The sequence below is a fragment of the Methylocystis sp. L43 genome, from assembly GCF_015709525.1.
GTDB lineage: Bacteria > Pseudomonadota > Alphaproteobacteria > Rhizobiales > Beijerinckiaceae > Methylocystis.
In genome coordinates, this window is sequence record NZ_JADNRA010000031.1 from 18,344 (window position 1) to 39,307 (window position 20,964).

The window sequence follows — 20,964 nt, forward strand, 5'->3', positions numbered from 1 at the left end:
CGCATGTCGCGCTGGCGCCGCTGTTTATGAATGACAAGCGCTCAACAAACATGGTTTTTGGCGCTTGTCATGCTCTGTTTCAGCTAACTGCGGATGGCGCTGCAATTGTGACGCGCCTAAAACAACGAATAAAATATGTAGTTAAATACAAGCACCACAATATGATCGTGAATTGACATTCGTGCGGTTTGGAGGTTTATGCGTTCGAAATACAGAACGTCCGTGGCTGCTGGCTGGCGCGGACCAGGTCGGCGCGTCAAGGCATGAGCAATATCGAGAATATCGTCGCGCGGCGGCCCGCCGAATCGTCGCAGCAGAGTCTGCCGACCCTGCACGTCGAGGATCGCGACGGCGTTGTCCATGAGCTCGAAGCGGTCGAAGGCTGGCGGCTGATGGAGATCTTGCGCGACCATGGCGTCGGCATGGACAACACTTGTGGCGGCGCTCTTGCATGTGCGGAGTGCCACGTCGTTCTCGACGCGGAATCGGCCCGCCGCGTGCCGCCGCCGCGCGAAGAGGAAGTCGAAAAGCTCGATGAATTGCCGATGCTTTACGAGAATTCGCGTCTCTCCTGCCAGATCATCTGGTCCGATGAGATGAGCGGCCTTCGGCTGAAGCTGGCGCAGGAGACGTGATGCCCGTCTTCAAACATCCCCAGATCCTTATCGCCTCGAACTTGACGGATGGCGAAGTGGTGTTTCTCGGCCCCACGGGCTGGGAGCGCGACCACCGTCGCGCGCGCGTAGCGCTGAAGTCCGACGAGGCGACCGCGCTCGAAACCTTGGGCAAGCGTGACATTTCAGCCAATCGCGTGGTCGACGTCTATCTCGCCGATGTCGAGATCGGGAGCGACGGCGCGCCGACGCCGTTACATTATCGAGAGAAGATGCGCGTGAAGGGACCGAGCATTCGCCTTGATCTTGGCAAACAAGCGGGCGAGGGCGCGTTATGACAGCGGTCGATCTGCGTGTGGCGCAGCGGCCCAATGCGCCGATGACCACCTATCGCTACGATGAATATGACGCGGCTTTTGTCAGCGAACGCGTCGCGGAATTTCGTGAGCAGGTGCGCCGGCGGCTTTCCGGAGCCCTGACGGAAGAGGAGTTCCGCCCGTTTCGGCTGATGAACGGGCTCTATCTGCAGCTACACGCCTATATGCTGCGCGTCGCTATTCCCTATGGCACGCTGACGGCGCGGCAGATGCGTCGGCTCGCCGATATCGCGGATAAGTGGGACAAAGGCTACGGCCATTTCACGACGCGCCAGAACCTCCAGTACAATTGGCCCAAGCTCGTCGATACGCCGGACATTCTGGAATCGCTGGCGGAAGTGGAGATGCACGCCATCCAGACGTCGGGCAACTGCATTCGCAATGTGACGGCCGATCATTTCGCCGGCGTCGCGCCGGACGAGATCGAAGATCCGCGGCCGACGGCGGAGTTTCTCCGCCAATGGTCGAGCCTGCATTCGGAGTTCTCGTTCCTGCCGCGCAAGTTCAAGATCGCGGTGACAGGCGCCGAGCATGATCGCGCCGCGATTCTGGTGCATGACATCGGCCTGCGCATCGTCAAGAACGATACGGGCGAGATCGGCTATCAGGTCGTGGTCGGCGGCGGACTTGGCCGTTCGCCCTTTATCGGCAAGGTCGTCGGCGACTTCGTGCCGCGCGAGGATCTGCTCGCCTTTCTCGAGGCGATCCTGCGCGTCTATAACCGCTTCGGCAGGCGCGACAACAAATACAAGGCGCGAGTGAAAATTCTCGTCCACGAGAAGGGAATCGACGAAATCCGCGCCGCGGTCGAAGCCGAGTTCGCGGCGATGGACCGCTCGGCATTTACCCACGACCCGGAGGAGTTTGAGCGCATCGCCGCCTTCTTCGCGCCGCCGCCCTATGAGTCGCTGCCGGCGACCTCCGCCTTGCTGCGCGCCGCGAAATTGGAGACGCCGGCTTTCGCGAATTTCGTCGACGTCAACGTCGGCGCGCACAAGATCCCCGGCTACGCTGTTGTCACTGTTTCATTGAAGCCCATCGGCGGCGTCCCCGGCGACGCCACGTCCGATCAGATGCGGGTGCTGGCCGACGCCAGCGAGCGTTTCGGCTTCGGCGAACTGCGCGTCAGCCATGAGCAGAACATCATCTTGCCGCATGTGAAGCAGGACGATCTTTTCGCCCTGTGGACCATGCTCGACGCAGCCGGTCTTGCGACGGCCAACGCCGGTCTCGTCTCCGACATCATCTCGTGCCCCGGCCTCGACTATTGCTCGCTCGCCACCGCGCGCTCGATTCCCATCGCGCAGGCGATCTCGAAGCGCTTCTCCGACATGTCCAGGCAGCGGCGCATCGGCAAGCTCGGCGTCAAGATCTCAGGCTGCATCAACGCCTGCGGCCATCACCACGTCGGCGCGATTGGCATTCTCGGCCTGGAGAAGAAGGGCCAGGAATCCTATCAGATCACGCTCGGCGGCGATCCGACCTTCTCCGCGTCGATCGGCGAAATTCTGGGACCTGGGGTCACCGCCGAGCAGGTGCCCGACGTCGTCGAACATCTCGTCGACTACTATCTCGCCGAACGCGAGGAGGGCGAAGCCTTCATCGACACCTGGCGCCGCATCGGCCATGCGCGATTCAAAGACGTTCTGCGTCGGGAGGGCGAAGATGGCGCTGATATCTGACGGCCGCTTCATCGAGGATGCATGGCGCCGACTTGCCGACGAGGAAGCGCTGCCGAAGACGGGCAAGTTCATCGTGTCATTGCCGCGACTCGAACATGCCGTGGAGGTCCTTGGACCGACGGCCACGTTCGGCGTGATCGTTCCGAACACGACGGAGCCGTCGGCGCTCATCGCCGCCTTGCCGCGGCTCGACCTCATCTCGATCACTTTCCCGGCTTTCGCTGACGGCCGCGGCTTCTCTTTGGCGCGCCTGTTGCGGCGGGCGGAGTTTAAAGGCGAGTTGCGGGCCAGTGGGCGGCTTGTCGCCGACCAGTATCCTCACGCGATCGGTTGCGGCTTTGATACGATCGAAATTCCCGACGATCTCGCCGATCGCCAGGACGAAGAGCAGTGGCGCGCCGCGCTCAACGCCTATTCAATGAGCTATCAGCGCGGCTACGCCGGGCGCGGCTCCATCCTCGACGCGCGCCGAAAGGCGGTGCGTTCATGAAGCCTTCGATCCCCGAAACGCTGGCGCCGCGACTGGCGCCGCTCGATCTCGATCATCGTTTGCTGCTCGTGCGCGAGTTCATTCCCGGCCGGATCGTCTTCACCACGAGTTTTGGCGTCGAGGATCAGTTCATCGCGCATTCGATCTTCACGCAGGGTCTCGATATCGACGTCGCGACGATCGACACGGGGCGGCTCTTTCCCGAAACCTACGAGCTGTGGGAGCGCACCGAAGCGCGCTATGCGCGGCGTATTCGCGCGGTTTACCCGCAGGCCGCGCCGCTCGAAGCGCTCATCGAGGAGCAGGGGATCAACGGCTTTTATAAGTCCGTGGACGCGCGCAAGGCCTGCTGTCATGTTCGCAAGGTTGAACCGCTGTCGCGGCTGCTCGCGGGCGTTTCGGGCTGGGTGACGGGGCTTCGAGCGGACCAGTCGCAGGCGCGCGCCGAGGCGCCGCTCATCGCCTTCGATGAGACCCACAGAGTGCTCAAGCTTAATCCGCTTGCCGATTACACGCGCGACGCGGTCGTCGCTGCGGTCGAGGAGTTTTCAGTGCCGATCAACGATCTCCACGCCAAGGGGTTTCTATCGATCGGCTGCGCGCCGTGCACGCGCGCGGTGCTGCCCGGCGAGGATGAACGCGCCGGCCGCTGGTGGTGGGAAGAAGACAACAAGAAAGAATGCGGCCTGCATGTCGGCGAAGACGGCGTATTGCGCCGCGGCGCGCCGCAAGAGGCGAGCCTATGACGGCGCTGGCGACACGTCCGCTCGGCCATCTCGACCGACTCGAGGCCGAGAGCATCCACATCATGCGCGAGACCGTCGCTGAGTGCGAACGGCCGGTGATGCTCTATTCCATCGGCAAGGACTCGGCGGCGATGCTGCACGTCGCAATGAAGGCCTTTTATCCCTCCAAGCCGCCGTTTCCGCTGCTCCATGTCAATACGACCTGGAAATTTCGCGAGATGATCGAGTTTCGCGATCGTCGCATGAAAGAGCTTGGCCTCGAACTCATCGAATATATCAATCCCAAAGGGATTGAGATGAACATCAGCCCCTTCGTTCATGGTTCGAAGCTTCACACCGAGATCATGAAGACAGAGGCGCTGAAGCAGGCGCTGGACAAGTATAAATTCGACGCCGCTTTTGGCGGCGCGCGTCGCGACGAGGAAAAATCCCGCGCCAAGGAGCGTGTGCTGTCCTTTCGCACGGCGCAGCACCGCTGGGACCCGAAGAATCAGCGGCCCGAATTCTGGCGTCTTTACAATACGCGAAAGGCGCCGGGCGAGAGCCTGCGCGTCTTCCCGATGTCGAATTGGACGGAGGCCGATATCTGGGACTACGTCGCGCGCGAAAGCATCCCCGTCGTTCCGCTCTATTTCGCCAAGGAGCGGCCGGTCGTGCGCCGTGGCGGCACGCTCATCATGGTCGACGACGCGCGCATGGAGCTCGTGCCCGGCGAATCCATCGAACATAAGATGGTGCGCTTTCGCACGCTTGGCTGCTATCCGTTGACCGGGGGCATCGAAAGCGATGCGGCCAGTCTCGAAGAGATCATCGCGGAGATGCGCGAAAGCCGCTCCTCGGAGCGCCAGGGGCGGCTGATCGATCACGACGGCTCCAGCTCCATGGAGCAAAAGAAGCAGGAAGGATATTTCTAACATGCACGGCGCCGTCGCTGCCGCATCGCCGTCGCGCGCGCCCGCGCGCCTGGTCGGCGAAAAGCCGCTCTTGCGGTTCATCACCTGCGGCTCGGTCGACGACGGCAAATCGACGCTGATCGGCCGTCTGCTGTACGACGCCGATCTTGCGCCCGACGACATTATCGCGGCGCTGGAAAGCGATTCGAAAAAGCATGGCACTCAGGGCGAAGATCTGGATTTCGCCTTGCTCGTCGACGGGCTTGCGGCCGAGCGCGAACAGGGCATCACCATCGACGTCGCCTATCGCTATTTCGCGACCGACAGGCGCAAGTTCATCGTCGCCGACACGCCCGGCCACGAGCAATACACCCGCAACATGGCCGTCGGCGCCTCGACCGCGGAACTCGCCATTCTGCTTGTCGACGCGCGCAAGGGAATCCTGCCGCAAACGCGACGTCACAGCGTCATCACCTCGATGTTCGGCGTCCGCCATGTGGTGGTCGCCGTCAACAAGATGGATCTCGTCGGCTACAGCGAAGAGGAGTTCCGCAAAATCGAAGCGGATTTTCATGCCTTCGCCGACCATCTTCGCTTCGCGTCGATTTACGTCGCGCCGCTTGTCGCCAAGGATGGCGATAATCTTGTCCACCACAGCGCCCATATGCCTTGGCACGATGGGCCGCCGCTGCTCTCCTATCTTGAGGGCGTCGCGGTGGAGGACGCCACGCGGATTGCGCCCTTCCGCATGCCCGTACAATGGGTGAATCGGCCCAATCTCGACTTCCGCGGGTTTTCGGGCTTCATCAGCGGCGGCAATATTCAGCCGGGGGACATCGTGCGCGTTCTGCCCTCGGGGCGCGACACCCGCGTGGCGAGGATCGTGACCTTCGACGGCGATCTCGAAAGCGCCGTTTCGGGTCAGTCGGCGACCCTCACGCTCACCGAAGAGATAGACATTTCGCGCGGCGATCTCTTGTGTTCGCCGGTCTCGCCGGCGAAGACCGGGGATCGTCTCGAAGCGAGGCTGTTGTGGCTGGTGCGTGAGCCTCTTGTCGTCGGCAAGAGCTATCTTTTAAAGCTCGGGACGAAGACTGCGCCGGCCGCCGTGACCGCGGTCGATGCGCGCATCGACATCGAAACCGGCCTGCCGCAGCCGCTCCCTGAAGGGTCGACGCTCGCCTTCAACGAGATCGGCGGCGCGCGCCTGTCGCTCGAGACCGTGATCGCCTGCGATCCCTATGGCGAGAACCGCGAGACCGGCGGATTCATTCTCATCGACCGCATCACCAATGAAACGGTCGCGGTCGGCATGGTCAAAGCCGTCGCCGCATCGAACGGCCGCGTCGCGCCGCCGCTGACGGACCTCAGCTACGCCTCCATGGAAGGACTGCCGCTGGCGCGGGAGTCGTTTCGACCGACCCCGACGCGCAGCCTGGTGAAGGCGCTGTCCTGGCTCCTGCCGGCGAGCATTTCGACCTTTCTGATCGTCTACGCTTTCGTTCAGAGCGCCGCACTCGCCGCCGAAATCACTGGCGTTGAAATGATCGCGATCTTCGCGCTCTATTATCTTCACGAGCGGTTCTGGTTGCGATTGAGCTTCGGGCTGGGGACCGAAGACGCGCCGGACCGAGATGACCCCAGCCTGTAATAAGAAATTCGTTCGAACTGCTCGGGTGTCATTCCCGACGCGCGCAACGCGCGCGATCGGGAATTCAGAGCGCACCCGATATTCTTGTTGTGGCTCTAGATTCCCGGTCAGGCCTTCGGCCTGCCGGGAATGACACGGCCCGAGCGAACGGATCAGCCGGACGCGCCGTCAGTGGGCTTCGTCCCAATTGGCGGCGGCGCGCGCATCGACTTTCAGCGGCACGGCAAGATGGACGGCGGGCGCGGGCGCCTGCTCCATGACGCGGCGCGCGAGTTCGATCGTCGCCTCGGCTTCATCGTTCGGCGCTTCGAAGACAAGCTCGTCATGCACCTGCAGAAGCATCTGCGCCGAGAGGCCGGCGCGAATGAGCGCGTCATCCATTCGGATCATCGCCCGACGGATGATGTCAGCGGCTGCGCCCTGGATCGGCGCGTTGATCGCCGCGCGCTCATAGAAGGCGCGGTCTGACGCATTGGCCGATGAGATGCCGGGAAAGTGGTAGACCCGGCCGAAAATCGTCGAGACTTCGCCCTTCTCGCGCACCGTCTTGCGGGTTGAATCCATATAGTCCCGAATGCCGGGAAAGCGTTCGAAATAGCGCTTGATATAGGCGCTCGCCTCTTCGCGCGGAATGCTCAGCTGATTGGCGAGGCCGAAGGCGGAAATGCCATAGATGATGCCGAAGTTGATCGCCTTGGCGCGGCGGCGCGTCTCGGCCGGCATGTCCTTGATGGGCACGTTGAACATTTCGCTCGCCGTCATCGCGTGAATGTCGAGATTTTCGGCGAAGGCGCGTCTGAGCTGAGGAATGTCGGCGATATGTGCGAGCAGCCGCAACTCGATCTGCGAGTAATCCGCCGAGATCAGCACATGGCCGGGCGTCGAGATAAAGGCCTTGCGGATTTTGCGGCCGGCCTCATTGCGTACGGGAATGTTCTGCAGATTGGGCTCGGATGAAGAGAGCCGCCCCGTCGTCGTGGCGGCGAGCGCATAGCTCGTGTGCACGCGACCGGTCTCGGCGTTGATATAGCCGGGCAGGGCGTCGGCGTAGGTGCTCTTGAGCTTGGAGAGCTGTCGCCAATCGAGAATGCGGCGCGAAAAATCATTGCCGGCGACGGCGAGGTCTTCGAGAACGCTTGCGGAAGTCGACCAGGCGCCGGTCGCCGTTTTCTTCGCGCCGGGCAGCCCCATCTTGCCGAAAAGTATGTCGCCCAATTGCTTCGGCGAGCCAAGGTTGAAACTCTCGCCGGCGAGTTCGAAGATCTCGGCTTCGAGCCGCGCCATGTCCTGCGCAAATTCGCCCGAGAGTCGCGACAAGGTCGCGCGCTCGACCATGACGCCTCTTCGCTCCATGCGCGCGAGCGTCGCGACCATCGGCCGCTCCAAAGTCTCGTAGACCGTGGTCATGCGCTCGGCCAAGAGCCGCGGCTTCAGCACGCGCCAAAGGCGCAGGGAAATGTCGGCCTGTTCCGCGGCGTATTCCGTCGCCGCTGTGAGCGCAGCGCGGGCAAAGCCGAGGAAATTGCGGCCCGCGCCGGCGACGGAGGCGAAGGTCAGAGCGTCATGGCCGCAATAGTTGCGCGCCAGCTCTTCGAGACGATGATCGCCACGCCCCGAGTCCAGCGCGTAGGACATGAGCATGGCGTCGTCGATCGGCGCGACGTTGATTCCGTAGCGCGAAAGAACCAGCAGATCATGCTTCATATTATGCGCGATTTTGAGGATCGAGGCGTCCTCAAACAGCGGCTTTAATCGCGCGAGCGCCGCGTCGAGCGGGATCTGTCCCTCGACCAAATTGGCGCCGGAAAAAAGGTCAGCCGAGTCGCCGGAGCGATGCTGCAGCGGGACATAGCAGGCGCGTCCCGGCGCGGTCGCCAGGGAGACGCCGATGAGTTCGCAGCGCATCGGATCCGGCAAGGTCGTTTCGACATTGATCGCGACGAGTCCTGCGCCAGCGGCTTCCGTGATCCAATCATCCAGACGCTCGGCCGAGATGACCGTTTCATAAGCCGAGCGGTCGATCTTGACCGACTTCGCTTCGGCGAGACGCGCGGCGACGAGATTCGCGGGCGTGAGCGCGTCGCTTGTCGGCTTCTCCGCGCGGTTCGGCGCTTCAGCAGCGGGCGCTGCGATCTCGGACAATTCGCCGTTGCGCCCGCGCCAGCCGGCGGCGCCCAGAAATCGGGGATCGGGCTCGATATCCTGCGCCTGGACCCCATACATCTCGGCGACGCGGCGGGTGATCGTCGTGAACTCCATCGCCTGCAGAAAAGCGATAAGCTTCGCCGCGTCAGGTTGATGAAGGCCGAGGTCCTCGAGCGGCGTTTGGAGCGGCGCGTCGCGAACGAGTTCGCAGAGCTTCTTCGAAAGAAGGATGCGCGCGACGGCGTCCGGCTCGGTCAGCGCCTCGCGGCGCTTGGGCTGCTTGATGCCCGGCGCTTTGGCGAGCAGCGTTTCGAGATCGCCATATTCGTTGATGAGCTGAGCAGCGGTTTTGACGCCGATGCCTTTGGCGCCCGGCACATTGTCAGTGGAATCGCCCGCGAGCGCCTGCACGTCGACGACCTTGTCCGGCGTAACGCCGAAATAGTCGACGACCTCGGCTTCGCCGATGAGGCGTTCTTCGCGCGCGCCTTTCGTTCCCGCCGTCCCCGAGGCGGGGTCGTACATTCTGACCCCGGCTCCGACGAGCTGCATCAGATCCTTGTCGGCCGAGACGATCAGCACGTCCGCGCCCTTGGCCTGCGCCTGCGTCGCATAGGTGGCGATGAGATCGTCGGCCTCGTAGACGTCCTGTTCAATCGGGGTGAGGCCGAAAGCGCGCACGACGGCGCGCATCAGCGGGAATTGCGGAATGAGATCGTCCGGGGGCTCGGTGCGGTGCGCCTTGTAGTCGGGATAAAGGTCTTTTCGAAAGGAGTGCTCGCTCTTGTCGAAGATGATGGCGAGATGCGTGGGCTTCACGCCGGCCGCGCCTTCGCGCACGAACTGCAACAGCTTCGTGCAGAACAGCCGCACGGCGCCGGTCGGCAGCCGGTCGGAGCGATAGTTATATTTCGCATCCTGTCGGATCGACTGGAAATAGGCGCGAAAGACGAAGGAGGAGCCGTCAACGAGGAAGATGTGGCTCCCGGGGCCGACGGGCTTATGCGTGAGGGTCATGCGCCCATCTTAGCGGCGCGCGCGCGCCGCGTCATGACGCGGGGGCCCTAAAACCGCCCGTTTGACCCTCGCCGGCGCCAAGCCTAGAAGATCGCATGTCCCACAACAGTTTCGGCCATCTTTTCCGCGTCACCACCTTCGGCGAGAGCCACGGGCCGGCGCTCGGCGCGATCGTTGACGGATGTCCGCCGAACATCCCGCTCGAAGCGCAGGAGATCCAGGGATTTCTGGACAAGCGCAAGCCTGGACAGTCGCGCTTCACCACGCAGCGGCGGGAGGCCGATGAGGTAAAGATTCTTTCGGGCGTTTTTGCCGACCGCGACGGCCGACAGGTGACGACCGGCGCGCCGATCGCGCTCATGATCGAAAATACCGACCAGCGCTCCAAGGATTATGGAGAGATCGCCGACAAATATCGGCCCGGCCATGCCGATTACGTCTACGACGCAAAATATGGCGTCCGGGACTATCGCGGCGGCGGGCGCTCCTCGGCGCGGGAAACCGCGGCGCGAGTCGCCGCCGGGGCTGTCGCGCGCAAGGTCATCGCCGGCGTGAGGATTCGCGGCGCGCTGGTGCAGATTGGCCCGCATAAAATCGATCGCGCGCGTTTCGATTGGGCGGAGGTTGAGCGCAATCCGCTGTTTTGCCCCGACGCGCGCGCGGCGGAATTATGGGCGGATTATCTCGATGGCGTGCGCAAGGACGGCTCCTCCATCGGCGCGGTGATCGAAATTATCGCCGAGGGCGTTCCGGTCGGCTGGGGCGCGCCGATTTACGGCAAGCTCGACGCCGATCTCGCCGCAGCGATGATGTCGATCAACGCGGTGAAGGGCGTCGAGATTGGCGCGGGCTTCGTCGCCGCCGAGCTGACCGGCGAAGACAACGCCGACGAGATGCGCGCCGGACAAAATGGACCGCAGTTTTTGTCGAACAACGCCGGCGGCGTGCTCGGCGGCATTTCGACTGGTCAGCCCATCGTCGTGCGCTTTGCAGTGAAGCCGACGTCGTCAATCCTGACGCCGCGCCGCACGATCGATCGCTTTGGCAAGGAAACCGACATCGTCACCAAGGGCCGTCACGATCCCTGCGTCGGCATTCGCGCCGTTCCGGTGGGCGAAGCGATGATGGCGTGCGTGCTCGCCGATCATTTCCTGCGCCATCGCGGGCAGGTGGGGTGACGGCCGCGTCGCGGGGCTGATCTCGCGTTGTCGCGAGTCGACTCATTCCGTCAACGCCACGCGTTCGTGACCGAGGTCAGGTTCGCCGCAACGCTCCAATATTCTTTGGCGGGCGGCGTCGCGCAACGCGATCGCCGCTTGGAAATCGTCGCCCTCGGGCGCGATCGGCGCGCCAATATGCACGGCGATCGGACCTCGCCTGAACAGCCATGAATCGCTGCGCAAAATCGAGCGCGTGCCGCGTATGGTGATAGGCACAATTGGAAGCCCCAATTGCGCGGCGCTGGAAAACGCGCCGATATGAAACCCCAGCAGTCCCGGCATTCGCGAAAAGGTGCCCTCCGGAAACCAGACGAGACGCACGCCGGCGCGCGCCGACTTCAAGGCCTCCCGGGCGTCGGCGACGCCGCCGGCCGGATCAGAGCGGCGAACGAAAATGGCGCCGAGTCGCCGCAAGAAGGGACCGGCGACGCGCTGATGCGCAAGCTCTTCCTTCGCAATGAAGGAGAGTTCTCCAGCACAGACGGCGACCAGCACTGCGCTGTCAAGATAGCTGGAATGATTGGCGACGATGATCGCATTGTCTTGCGGGAGCGGCGCGTCGCGCGTGACCGAGAGGGGACATCCGATCATGCGAAAAAACGATCGAGCCGCCGCGCTGACAAGGCGGTGACGCCATGACCGCTTTGGCGTCGCCAGCACGCATGGCCACACGAAAACGCCAATGAACGCCAGCACGCTCCATGCGTAGCCGTTGTATGCCGAGGTCGCGAGGTTGGCCAGGGCTTTGCGCAGCCGCGGCGCGGCGCCCAATAGGGCGAGGCGGACAAGCTGCAATTGTGGGCTCTCGCTTTTCACGCGCAGCCGGCCGGATTCGAACATGGCGCGCGCAGCCGAGCGTCGTATCTTGCCGCTCGACGTTTTTGGGATGGTGTGCGGTGGAACGAGAACGACTTCATCCGGCGCGAGATCAAGCAAGGCTTGGGACGCCTCGACGACCATTTTGCGCAGCGATTCCCGCCTCGCGTCTTCGGTCAGGCGCGTTTCGGCCAAAACGATGAGTCGTTCCGTCCCGGCGCGCGCGTCGAGCGCAGGAAACACCGCGACGCAGCCTTTTCTCGTCCCTTCGAGCGACCCGACAGCCTCTTCGAGCTCCTGCGGATAAATGTTGCGCCCCGCGCGTTTGATCAAATCCTTGATGCGGCCGGTGACGAAAACGTCGCCGCCGGCGACATAGCCGCGGTCGCCCGTCTCGAGCCAATCGCCGTCGAACAGCGCGCGAGTTTTTTCCGGATTTTGGAAATATCCTCGCGTTGCAGATGGCCCGCGAAACTGGATGCGTCCCTCCTGGCGTTCAGGCAATTCGCGACTTAAGTCATCGACGATGCGAATCTCGTGATGCGGGAGAGGGCGCCCGCAGGCCACCAAGGAAATGACATCCTCGCCGCTGGGGTCCGCCACGCGCGCAACGCTGTCCCGATCGAGCGCTTTCCGATCGACGTGATCGATCAGCGGTCCTCTGCCGAGCGGCGGAAAGGCGAGCCCCACCGCATTTTCCGCGAGGCCGTAGACGGGAGTCATCATCTGATGCTGAAAGCCATAAGCCGAAAACCGTTGGACAAAGCGCGCAATTGACGTCGGGCTCACCGGTTCGGCGCCGTTCATGACCGCGCGCAGCGAAGAAAGATCGAGATTGGCGATCTTCGTGTCGTCAATGGCCTTCAGGCAGAGCTCGTACGCAAAATTCGGCGCCGCCGAGATCGTCGCTTTGTGAGCGTCGATCGCCCACAACCAGCGGGCCGGATCAACGAGAAAAGACAGCGGCGACATGATCAGCGCAGGCGCTCCATAGTAGAGACTGCCCAGCCAGCAACCGATCAGCCCCATGTCGTGATAGAGCGGCAGCCAACTGACGACCCGATCCGCCGACGAGGCCTTCAACACGGCGCCCATGGCGCGAATGTTGGCGAGAAGATTGGCGTGCGACAGCACGACGCCCTTGGGGTCGCCCGTGCTGCCCGAGGTGTATTGAATGAGCGCTGTCGCGTCGGGCGGCGCCGGCAATGGCGTGGGCAAAGGCGCCGCAGAACTCAGCTCAGGAATCGTCACGATGTGCTGAAGCGCGCCGACCAGCCCGTAGAGCAAGCGTCCGACAATTCTGATCTCGTCATTCGTGATCAGCGCACAGGCCTCTGCGTTCGACAATATGCCGGCTTGGCGGCGAAGATGATCCTCAATCTGCGATAGACGAAATGGCGGGTAAATCGGAACGGGAACAGCGCCGCAGAACAAAACCGCGAAAAAGGCGACGAAGAAATCACGGCTCGTCGGCAGCATGATCGCGATGCGATCGCCAGAGCCAACGCCTCGTTCGATGAGGCCGCCGGCTGCGGCCCGGGCGGCGTGATAGAGATCATGATACGTCAGAGGCTCCGGAGGCCCTTCAGCGCGCCAAAGCAGAACATTTTCGCGCGCGCCATGCCGCTTTGTATGTTGAGCGAGCGCCTCGACCAGCGTTTTGGCCTCGAGCGGTTCGTCCACAGACTCGAGCGTAAGATGGGGAGCAGGACGAGGCGCCGCAGGGGCGACCGCGGCGCCGGCCGCGAGAACGGCGTTGAGGAGATCGCGGGGACGGCTGACCTCTCCGAGGAGCCGTTCGGAGAGCTGCACCTTGAATTTGCGGTTGAGCCGCAGCAACAGCTCGGCGCGGGTCAGGCTATCCAGCGCCAAATCGCGATCAAGGTCGCTGTCGAGCTGTACGAGACGCGACTCGACCATATCCGGATGCAACTCGATGACGAGACCGCGGACGACCTCAAGAACGATCTCCTGGGGGTCTTCCACGGGGCGCATCGACGCCCGCTCAGCGCCTGATTTCGCCTCCGGCATAGCTTTTCCACTCGTGCGCCGCATAACGCGTCACCCGATAGAACTATGGTCGCGCCTGCGACTCGGCGAGTCTGCTCGGCGGAACATCGTGTTCAGCCGGAAGGCCGATCGAAGGTTGCGCCCCTCACAGTGACGTCAAAGCTGGCCCGACTCATCGTTCCTGAGTCCGACCAAATCGGATCAAGCGCGAGCGATTGGAGCCAAGCGCGAAGCGGCGTCGCGCATTCGCTTTGTCTTGCAGTAAGAATTGACGCGTCGCTTCGTCGCACAGAGGTTTTTCGTCACTTCGCTTGACCGCGCCCAAGATTGAAACCTAAGTTCGATGCTTGGAACCCGAGAGGCGGCGGTGGATCCAATCTTCCAGCGAACGAGTCAGCGCGCGCGCATTTTTGCGGCGCTCCTCGCCTTGCTTATGCTGGTGCAGACCACGATCGCAGGCGCCGGCGCCCTTGCGCTGGGAGAAGGCGTCGCTTTCGGAACGATCTGCGCGCCGCAGGATGCGGTGAACGACGAGCCGCCGCTTGTCCCGAATGAACGCCACCGCCATGGATTTTGTTGCGTTCTTCACAGTGGCGCGTTGGACGCGCCGCCTTCCAAGCCAGTTGTTTCGATCGCTCTGATTTTTCCCACTGAGGCTCATTCGCCTCGGCCGGACACGTCCAGTCACGCGCCGCGCATCGCGCCAAAGCGCGCGCCTCAATCGCCACGAGCGCCTCCCCGCGAGGGCTGAAGTTTTTCTCGCGCTGAAATTTCAACGCAGCCGCCATCCTTGCGATGGCGATGCCCGCGAGAGCGCGTTCGCGAAATCTTTCAAACGGATCCTGTCGCCACGGCTGCGAGAGCAGACGCGACGACTGCCGAGCGCGCGCATCAAACCGTTCGAAGGGGCGTGCAGCCCCGCAAAACCAGAATTTTGGAGATGACTTATGAGCATGACAAAAACGGAAGCTCGTTCCGCCGCCCGAAGCGCTGAACGAATTATCGACACCAGGCCCGTTCTTATCGGCGTTCCAGCCTTGATGTTCTTCGTGGCCTGCCTGCGCCTCTACGAACAACTTTTCGCCTGGAGATTTGGCCTCGATTCCTTCTCGCCAGAGTTTCAGCTCTACTGGATGGGCCTGTTGCAGTTTGCGATTCTCGCGTCGTGCTTGGGTGCGGTCGGCCTTGTCGGCTTTCTGTGGCGCACGCGCGATCGCGATCTGGCGAAGTTAGGAGCTGCGGCCGAAACGCGACGGCTCGTTTATCTCGTCCAGTGGCTGCTCGTTTTCTCGCTCGCCCTGTTTTGGGGCTTAAGCTTCTTTTCGGAGCAGACGGCTGTCTGGCACATGACCGCCGTGCGCGACACGGATTTCACGCCGAGCAATATCATCACCTTCTATATTGCATATCCGCTCTTTGCGATCATCGGTCTCGGCGCGTTCTTCTATGCGAAAACGCGCCTGCCGACTTTCGCGAAGGGATATTCTCTCGCCTTCGTGGTTCTTGTCGTCGGCGTCTTCATGACGATCCCGAATGTGGGATTCAATGAATGGGGTCACACGTTCTGGGCGATGGACGAAGGCTTTGCAGGTCCGCTGCACTGGGGCTTCGTCTTTTTCGGCTGGATGTCGCTGGCGACTTTCGGCGTCGTGCTGCTGATCCTTGGCCGTCTTCGCGAACTCCTCGGCGCAGATGCGCTAGAGCAGCTCTATCGACGCTAAGTTCGCTCGCGCTTCAGCCGCATGCGAAGCCGGCGCCGCTCGTTGGAGCGGCGCCGGCTGCATTCTCAGGTTTGAGTGGCCAACGCGTCATGTGGCGGACATCTGCCTCACGGCAGCGCGTGCTGCATCAGAACGGCCGGGAATGACACCTGCGAGTCGAGAGGGATATCTGCCCCCGCTACGGTTTTGAAGCCTAGCGCCTTGTAAAAATTTTCGGCGGCGAACGTTGAGCAACAATGAAGTTCGCTTACGTCTCGAGCCTTGGCGTCCATGCAGCACCGATTCATAATCGAACGCGCGACGCCCAAGCGAGTCCAGCCGGGATGGGTGGCGAAATGGCGGATATGCGCTTCCCCTCGGACGATCTTTGCTGTTCCTGGACGCTCAAGCGACCAGCCTCCGCACCCGATGAGTTCGCCGTGGCTGCTCTGCGCGACGTAAAAGGCGCCAGAGGCGAGGAGTGTTGGATTCGCCCTTGTCATGAAAGGCAAGGCTCGATCGAGCAGCACCTTTTCGTAATGCGGCGCCAACAGAGTTGAGTAGCTCGCCGCCAGAAGGGCGCTCACCGCGTCTGCGTCAGAGGGAGCGGAGAGCCTTACGATGTAGGTCACTGTCGCGACCATTGCGACAAGAACGGCGGAGCGCCGCTACGCCGCGAGATCGGCGACGACAGCATCGAGCACCGGAAAGCCTTCGGAGCTGACGCGCAGCCTGTTGTCGCGGGTGAATTCGACCAGACCGTCGCCGATAAGTTCGCTGATGCGCGACTGCGACAGGCGTTTGCCGGTCAGCAGGAAATAGCGCTGCGGATCGACGCCTTCGCGCAGCCGCAGCCCCATCAGCAGGAACTCATCGCCTTCCTGCTCGGACGAGAGCAATTCGTCCTCAATGATGCCGTGGCCTTCGGTCTCGACGCAGGTCAGCCACATCTCTGGATGCCGCTCGGTGGACTGGGCGCGGCGTCCGCGCGGCGTGACCACCCGCCCATGCGCGCCGGGACCGACGCCGACATATTCGCCGTAGCGCCAATACACCAGATTGTGCCGACACTCGGCGCCGGGCCGCGCATGGTTCGAGACTTCGTAAGCTGGCAGGCCGGCGCGGGCGGTGACTTCCTGCGTCACGTCCCAGAGCGCCCGCTGCGTGTCCGCGTCGGGCAGCGCCATCTTGCCGGTGTTGACCATGCGCTCGAACATTGTGTCCGGCTCGATCGTCAGCTGATAGAGCGAGACATGCTCGGGCGAACGGGTGAGCGCCAGCTCCAGCTCTTTTCGCCAGGCGGCGGCGGTCTGGCCCGAGCGGCCGTAGATCAGATCGAAGGACGTGCGCTCAAAAACCGAATTGGCGACGTCGAGCGCCATCAGGGCTTCCGCGACCGAGTGCTGCCGGCCGAGCGCGCGCAGGTCAATGTCGTTCAGAGCCTGCACGCCGAGCGAGACGCGGTTGACGCCTGCGGCTTTGAAGCCCTTGAAACGCGAAGCCTCGACGCTCGTCGGATTGGCTTCGAGCGTGATTTCGCAGTCCTTGGCGAGGGGCCAGTGGCTCGAAATCTGGGAGAGAATGGCTTGAGCGGTCGAAGGCGCCATCAATGACGGCGTGCCGCCGCCAAAGAAGATCGAGCGGACTTCGCGCCCGGGCGTCAGGGCGGCGCGATGCGCAAGCTCCGCGCTGAAGGCCTCGACGAAGCGGTCCTCGTCGACGTCGCCGCGCCTCACGTGGCTGTTGAAGTCGCAATAGGGGCATTTCGACAGGCAGAACGGCCAATGGACATAAACGCCAAAGCCTGGATCGAATGCGTTGCGAATCGGTGTCGCCATGGCCCTTTATCGCATGGAATGGCGGGAAGGGCACGGCGATGGGCGCTGGCATAGAAAGGGCTGGGCGTTTGCGTATCCCTCCCCTTTACGGGGAGGGTGGCCCCGCGAAGCGGGGACGGGTGGGGAAAAATTTCGCTTGAGGACGTGAGGTCCCCCACCCGGCGATCCCGCAGCCAAGTTTACGCAGGTTGCGTCAACTGCCTGGGATCGCCGACCTCCCCGCAAGGGGGAGGTATCTCGCGCCAAACATTGGGATCGTGTGAGATCGTATGATGGGGTTTTGGGAGGTCTTGCGGTTCTGGCGGAGGACGCCGGCGGCTCAACAGCCGGACCCAGCGATGCTGGCGATCGCCGAGGCGATCTCCCGCAATCTCGTGGCTCTCGGCCTCTTTGTCGACGCGCGGTCCTACGGGCGTGGGTTCTTTGAAATCAAAGCCTCGACCTCCTCGAAATTGATCACCACCCCAGACGGGACGGAGGCGTCGGGGATCGCGCTTTTGCTCGCCGGCGCGTATGAGCCGCCATCGCTGGTTTTCGAACAGATCAACTCTTTGCAGCGCGGCTTGGGGCGGGCGATGGTGGAGGCGGTCATCGCCGGGGTAAAGGACCGTCCCGGCGCGTTCCGGCGGCTGCGGGTCAACGATCTTTCGCCGCGCTTGCAGGACGGCCGGCGATGGTGGGAGCATGTCGCCGCGGCGCATCCGGAGTTCGATTGGGTGATCACGCATGAGGAGCCGTTCGGAAGTGCGCCTAGGACGTGAGCGGCGGGGTTTTGACCCGCTGTCTTTGCTCCGCTCAAGGCTTGCCGCACGGCGCATGCCGCACGCCGACCCGGAGCCCGTGCAGAGCGTGAGCGAGATCGAAAACGCGCCCGATTTCTTAAGGAAGCGGCGAACGCTCGCAGCGCTCGTGGCGGAGTTCGGTTACGACGTCGGCAAAGTGACCCTCAGCCCACAGAAAAAGACATTCAACTTTCTCGGCCAAAGCTTCACGTCGGAGGGACAGTCTTTCCCCGACGGCCGCATTGAAATCTATTATGACTCGAACATGAGCGACGCGCGGCTGGGCTGCTGCCTCGCGCATGAATTGCAGCATGTACGCTATTTCGCGGTGCGTCACGCCTATCGCGCGGAAAAGTCGGACGGACCTTTGCGCCGGCGCTTCGCCAAATATGCGCCGAAACTGCTCGCCGCGCAGCGCGGCGTCTCGATCTATTCAAATGAACATTGGGACGCATGGAAAGGCGATGCGCCGCCGAGGCTTTTCTCTTTCGAGTTGGAGGAGGGGGACAGCGAACCCATCAATGAGACGATCGCGGAGGTCGCCAAGGCGCTCTACAATTGGGGGCCGGACGTGCACATCAACGCTCTGTGGAAAGAGCTGCATGACGCGATCAATGAAGAACATGCCGCGCTGCGAAGCGCGTAGTGCGCCCGTTCACGGCTTGCGTTCACGTTCGAGCAGCTCGCGTTTGCGCTCCACGCCCCAATAGTAGCCGGAAAGCGCGCCGTCGCTGCGCACGACGCGATGGCAGGGAACCGCGAGCGACACCGGATTAGCCGCGCAAGCGCCCGCGACGGCGCGCGTCGCCTTTGGCGCGCCGATGCGTTTCGCGATCTCGGCGTAGCTTGCCGTCTCTCCCGCGGGAATTTCGCGCAGCGCAGCCCAGACGCGCTGCTGAAAGGCCGTGCCGCGCATGTCGAGCGGCAGATCGAAAGATGATTGCGGCCGCTCCACCATGCCTACCGCTGCGGCGACATAGCGTTCGAACGACTCATCGCCGCCGATGAGATTCGCGAGCGGAAATCGAATTTGCAGATCGCGCAGCAGCTCTTCGGGGTCATCGCCGAGCGAAATGGCGCACACGCCCTTCGCGCTGGCCGCGACGAGCACCGCGCCCAGAGACGATTGGCCGATCGCGAAGCGGATGGTTTCGCGCGGCGCTCCCGCGCGATAGGCGCTTGGCGTCATGCCCAATGTTTCGCCAGCCGTTGCATAGAGGCGCGCGCTTGAATGATAGCCCGAGTCATAGATCGCATCGGTCACGGTGCGGCTTTCCTTCAGTTCTCTGCGCAGGCGCATGCGTCGGTGCGCCAGCGCATAGGCTTTGGGCGTCACGCCCGCTATGCGCGAAAACAGTCGGTGGAAATGATAGGGGCTAAGCCCGATCGTGCGCGCCAGTTGCGCAAGCGTCGGCGGCGCTTCCGCCGCTTCGATCATTCGGCAGGCGCGGGTGATTTTCTCCGCGTCCCGCTCTTGCTGAGATGGCGCCTCCGGCCGGCAGCGGCGGCAGGGACGAAAACCTGCCGCCTCCGCTTCGGCGGCTGTGGCGCAAAAGCGCACATTGGCGCGCTTCGCCGGCCGAGACGGGCAGGAGGGACGGCAATAGACGCCGGTCGTTTCGACGCAATAGTAGAAATCGCCATCGCGGCGGGCGTCGCGCGCGACAACCGCCGCCCAGCGCATCTCGTCGAGGTCGAGTGCATTTGCCTGCGTCATGTCGTTCGTCTGCATGTCGCGCATCATCGAACTTTTGCGCCCACCGCCGCAATGCGTTTCTTGCTGTCAAATCCAAATTGGCTGACAGTCCCTGTGGCGATCCTATGCTGTATCTTGAAGCGACGGGCCGGACTGGAGATGGCGCGAATAATTTACGAAGCCGCCTTCACGCGCCGAGCGGCAATCGCCGGCGCCGGCGCATGTCTCGCCTTCGGCGCGCGCGCTGAAACGACCTCAACCCTGCTCGTCACCCACGCCGCGGGGTTGGCGCATGACATGGGGCCGGCGCATGTCGAACGGCCGGAGCGTCTTCGCGCCATTCTCCACGCGCTTGACGACCCGCGCTTCGCGGGCCTCATGCGCGCCGAGGCGCCTCTGGCGTCGCAGGAGGCGTTATTGCGCGCGCATAGTTCTGAACACCTCGCGCGTCTCGCGCGATCGGCGCCTTCACAGGGATATGCGCGCATCGGTCCGGACGTCGCCATGAACGGCGCCACGCATGAAGCGGCGTTGCGCGCCGCGGGCGGCGCTCTAGCGGCCGTCGATGCGGTGATGCGCGGCGACGCCAAGAACGCTTTCGTCGCCATGCGGCCGCCGGGCCATCATGCGACGCGCGATGCGCCGATGGGCTTTTGTTTTTTTAACAACGCCGCCATGGCGGCGCTGCATGCGCGCGCGGCGCATGGCGCGTCGCGCGTCGCCATCGTCGATTTCGACGTGCATCACGGCAATGGCGTGCAGGAGATTTTCTGGAGCGATCGAAATGTGCTGTACGCGTCGACGCATCAGATGCCGCTCTATCCCGGCACGGGGGCGGTGAGCGAAACCGGCGCGCATGACACGATCGTCAACGCGCCGCTCGCCAAGGGCGATGGCGGCGCGCAATTCCGCGAGGCGCTGGCGTCTTGCATTCTGCCGCGGCTCGATGCGTTTTCGTCCGATCTCATCATTCTTTGCGCCGGCTTCGACGCGCATCTGCATGATCCGCTCGGCGGATTAAGGTTCGTCGCCGAAGATTTCAGGGACGTCACGCTGCGCGTGATGGAGATCGCCGCGCGCCGCTGCAAGGGACGCATCGTCTCGTTGCTCGAAGGCGGCTATCGGCCGGAAGATCTCGCGCGCAGCGCTGCGGCGCATGTCGGCGCATTGATGGAAGCGTGAATCGGTTTGCGGTTTGTCATTCCCGGCGGACCGTAGGTCCGACCGGGAATCCAGAACGACTTCCAAAATGTTCGTTGCGACTCTGGATTCCCGGTCAGGTCTTCG

At 63.1% G+C, this 20,964-nt stretch carries 18 protein-coding genes; 12 read left to right on the forward strand and 6 right to left on the reverse strand.

Annotated features, from left to right (window positions below; translation table 11 throughout):
• Window positions 1–263: 263 nt before the first annotated feature.
• Genes IYX23_RS11610 through cysN form a run of 7 tightly spaced genes read left to right on the forward strand, consistent with a single transcriptional unit; the run spans window position 264 to window position 6,453 of the window.
• Complete coding sequence (locus IYX23_RS11610; RefSeq protein ID WP_124738714.1) at window positions 264–635, forward strand: 2Fe-2S iron-sulfur cluster-binding protein; 372 nt, start codon at window positions 264–266, stop codon at window positions 633–635.
• Window positions 635–952, forward strand: coding sequence for a DUF2849 domain-containing protein (locus tag IYX23_RS11615; protein WP_196392911.1), 318 nt, complete (start codon window positions 635–637; stop codon window positions 950–952). The genes IYX23_RS11610 and IYX23_RS11615 overlap by 1 nt, the downstream gene beginning before the upstream one ends.
• Window positions 949–2,673 carry a nitrite/sulfite reductase gene (locus IYX23_RS11620; RefSeq protein ID WP_196392912.1) on the forward strand — a complete coding sequence of 575 codons (1,725 nt, stop codon included), beginning with the start codon at window positions 949–951 and terminating at the stop codon, window positions 2,671–2,673. The genes IYX23_RS11615 and IYX23_RS11620 overlap by 4 nt, the downstream gene beginning before the upstream one ends.
• The gene (locus IYX23_RS11625; protein WP_154453387.1) at window positions 2,657–3,163 is read left to right on the forward strand and encodes a DUF934 domain-containing protein; all 507 of its coding nucleotides are present in this window, start codon (window positions 2,657–2,659) and stop codon (window positions 3,161–3,163) included. The genes IYX23_RS11620 and IYX23_RS11625 overlap by 17 nt, the downstream gene beginning before the upstream one ends.
• A complete protein-coding gene (locus IYX23_RS11630; RefSeq protein WP_196392913.1) occupies window positions 3,160–3,909 on the forward strand; it encodes a phosphoadenylyl-sulfate reductase in 750 nt (249 codons plus the stop codon). The genes IYX23_RS11625 and IYX23_RS11630 overlap by 4 nt, the downstream gene beginning before the upstream one ends.
• A complete protein-coding gene (cysD, locus tag IYX23_RS11635; protein WP_196392914.1) occupies window positions 3,906–4,823 on the forward strand; it encodes a sulfate adenylyltransferase subunit CysD in 918 nt (305 codons plus the stop codon). Before IYX23_RS11630 ends, cysD begins: the two co-directional genes overlap by 4 nt.
• 1 nt (window position 4,824) lies before the next feature.
• Window positions 4,825–6,453 (forward strand): sulfate adenylyltransferase subunit CysN, encoded by a 1,629-nt coding sequence (gene cysN / locus IYX23_RS11640; protein ID WP_196392915.1) that lies wholly within the window; start codon window positions 4,825–4,827, stop codon window positions 6,451–6,453.
• A 168-nt stretch (window positions 6,454–6,621) separates the two neighbouring features.
• Here the strand turns inward: cysN and polA are convergent, their stop codons facing one another.
• Window positions 6,622–9,615 carry a DNA polymerase I gene (gene polA / locus IYX23_RS11645; RefSeq protein ID WP_196392916.1) on the reverse strand — a complete coding sequence of 998 codons (2,994 nt, stop codon included), beginning with the start codon at window positions 9,613–9,615 and terminating at the stop codon, window positions 6,622–6,624.
• 95 nt (window positions 9,616–9,710) lie between these two features.
• Here polA and aroC point away from each other — a divergent pair, with 95 nt between their 5' ends.
• Window positions 9,711–10,793, forward strand: coding sequence for a chorismate synthase (aroC, locus tag IYX23_RS11650; RefSeq protein ID WP_196392917.1), 1,083 nt, complete (start codon window positions 9,711–9,713; stop codon window positions 10,791–10,793).
• Between the two features lie 42 nt (window positions 10,794–10,835).
• Here aroC and IYX23_RS11655 read toward each other — a convergent pair whose 3' ends face one another.
• Together IYX23_RS11655 and IYX23_RS11660 are read right to left on the reverse strand one after the other, a co-directional pair.
• Complete coding sequence (locus tag IYX23_RS11655) at window positions 10,836–13,682, reverse strand: AMP-binding protein (protein WP_196392918.1); 2,847 nt, start codon at window positions 13,680–13,682, stop codon at window positions 10,836–10,838.
• A 313-nt stretch (window positions 13,683–13,995) separates the two neighbouring features.
• Window positions 13,996–14,250 carry a hypothetical protein gene (locus IYX23_RS11660; protein WP_196392919.1) on the reverse strand — a complete coding sequence of 85 codons (255 nt, stop codon included), beginning with the start codon at window positions 14,248–14,250 and terminating at the stop codon, window positions 13,996–13,998.
• A gap of 358 nt (window positions 14,251–14,608) precedes the next feature.
• Here IYX23_RS11660 and IYX23_RS11665 point away from each other — a divergent pair, with 358 nt between their 5' ends.
• Complete coding sequence (locus IYX23_RS11665; protein WP_196392920.1) at window positions 14,609–15,382, forward strand: methane monooxygenase/ammonia monooxygenase subunit C; 774 nt, start codon at window positions 14,609–14,611, stop codon at window positions 15,380–15,382.
• 107 nt (window positions 15,383–15,489) lie between these two features.
• On the opposite strand, the gene IYX23_RS11670 is transcribed toward IYX23_RS11665, so the two are convergent.
• Entirely contained in the window at window positions 15,490–15,993 is a 504-nt protein-coding gene (locus IYX23_RS11670; RefSeq protein WP_348643652.1) for a GNAT family N-acetyltransferase, read from the reverse strand.
• 36 nt (window positions 15,994–16,029) lie between these two features.
• Window positions 16,030–17,199, reverse strand: a complete 1,170-nt coding sequence (gene hemW / locus IYX23_RS11675; RefSeq protein WP_196392922.1) for a radical SAM family heme chaperone HemW — start codon at window positions 17,197–17,199, stop codon at window positions 16,030–16,032.
• 269 nt (window positions 17,200–17,468) lie between these two features.
• On the opposite strand from hemW, the gene IYX23_RS11680 reads away from it, so the two are divergent.
• Window positions 17,469–17,960: a hypothetical protein gene (locus IYX23_RS11680; RefSeq protein WP_246716710.1), complete on the forward strand. Its 492-nt coding sequence runs from the start codon at window positions 17,469–17,471 to the stop codon at window positions 17,958–17,960.
• A gap of 55 nt (window positions 17,961–18,015) precedes the next feature.
• Window positions 18,016–18,627 (forward strand): hypothetical protein, encoded by a 612-nt coding sequence (locus IYX23_RS11685; RefSeq protein WP_196392924.1) that lies wholly within the window; start codon window positions 18,016–18,018, stop codon window positions 18,625–18,627.
• A gap of 9 nt (window positions 18,628–18,636) precedes the next feature.
• On the opposite strand, the gene ada is transcribed toward IYX23_RS11685, so the two are convergent.
• Entirely contained in the window at window positions 18,637–19,713 is a 1,077-nt protein-coding gene (gene ada / locus IYX23_RS11690) for a bifunctional DNA-binding transcriptional regulator/O6-methylguanine-DNA methyltransferase Ada (RefSeq protein ID WP_196392925.1), read from the reverse strand.
• Between the two features lie 123 nt (window positions 19,714–19,836).
• On the opposite strand from ada, the gene IYX23_RS11695 reads away from it, so the two are divergent.
• Entirely contained in the window at window positions 19,837–20,859 is a 1,023-nt protein-coding gene (locus IYX23_RS11695) for a histone deacetylase family protein (protein WP_196392926.1), read from the forward strand.
• The last annotated feature ends 105 nt before the right edge of the window (window positions 20,860–20,964 follow it).

Coding starts and splice junctions, on each gene's coding strand:
- IYX23_RS11610 (WP_124738714.1), top strand. CDS start 264: ATGAGCAATATCGAGAATATCGTCGCGCGGCGGCCCGCCGAATCGTCG.
- IYX23_RS11615 (WP_196392911.1), top strand. CDS start 635: ATGCCCGTCTTCAAACATCCCCAGATCCTTATCGCCTCGAACTTGACG.
- IYX23_RS11620 (WP_196392912.1), top strand. CDS start 949: ATGACAGCGGTCGATCTGCGTGTGGCGCAGCGGCCCAATGCGCCGATG.
- IYX23_RS11625 (WP_154453387.1), top strand. CDS start 2,657: ATGGCGCTGATATCTGACGGCCGCTTCATCGAGGATGCATGGCGCCGA.
- IYX23_RS11630 (WP_196392913.1), top strand. CDS start 3,160: ATGAAGCCTTCGATCCCCGAAACGCTGGCGCCGCGACTGGCGCCGCTC.
- cysD (WP_196392914.1), top strand. CDS start 3,906: ATGACGGCGCTGGCGACACGTCCGCTCGGCCATCTCGACCGACTCGAG.
- cysN (WP_196392915.1), top strand. CDS start 4,825: ATGCACGGCGCCGTCGCTGCCGCATCGCCGTCGCGCGCGCCCGCGCGC.
- polA (WP_196392916.1), bottom strand. CDS start 9,615: ATGACCCTCACGCATAAGCCCGTCGGCCCCGGGAGCCACATCTTCCTC.
- aroC (WP_196392917.1), top strand. CDS start 9,711: ATGTCCCACAACAGTTTCGGCCATCTTTTCCGCGTCACCACCTTCGGC.
- IYX23_RS11655 (WP_196392918.1), bottom strand. CDS start 13,682: ATGCCGGAGGCGAAATCAGGCGCTGAGCGGGCGTCGATGCGCCCCGTG.
- IYX23_RS11665 (WP_196392920.1), top strand. CDS start 14,609: ATGAGCATGACAAAAACGGAAGCTCGTTCCGCCGCCCGAAGCGCTGAA.
- hemW (WP_196392922.1), bottom strand. CDS start 17,199: ATGGCGACACCGATTCGCAACGCATTCGATCCAGGCTTTGGCGTTTAT.
- IYX23_RS11680 (WP_246716710.1), top strand. CDS start 17,469: ATGATGGGGTTTTGGGAGGTCTTGCGGTTCTGGCGGAGGACGCCGGCG.
- IYX23_RS11685 (WP_196392924.1), top strand. CDS start 18,016: ATGCCGCACGCCGACCCGGAGCCCGTGCAGAGCGTGAGCGAGATCGAA.
- ada (WP_196392925.1), bottom strand. CDS start 19,713: ATGCAGACGAACGACATGACGCAGGCAAATGCACTCGACCTCGACGAG.
- IYX23_RS11695 (WP_196392926.1), top strand. CDS start 19,837: ATGGCGCGAATAATTTACGAAGCCGCCTTCACGCGCCGAGCGGCAATC.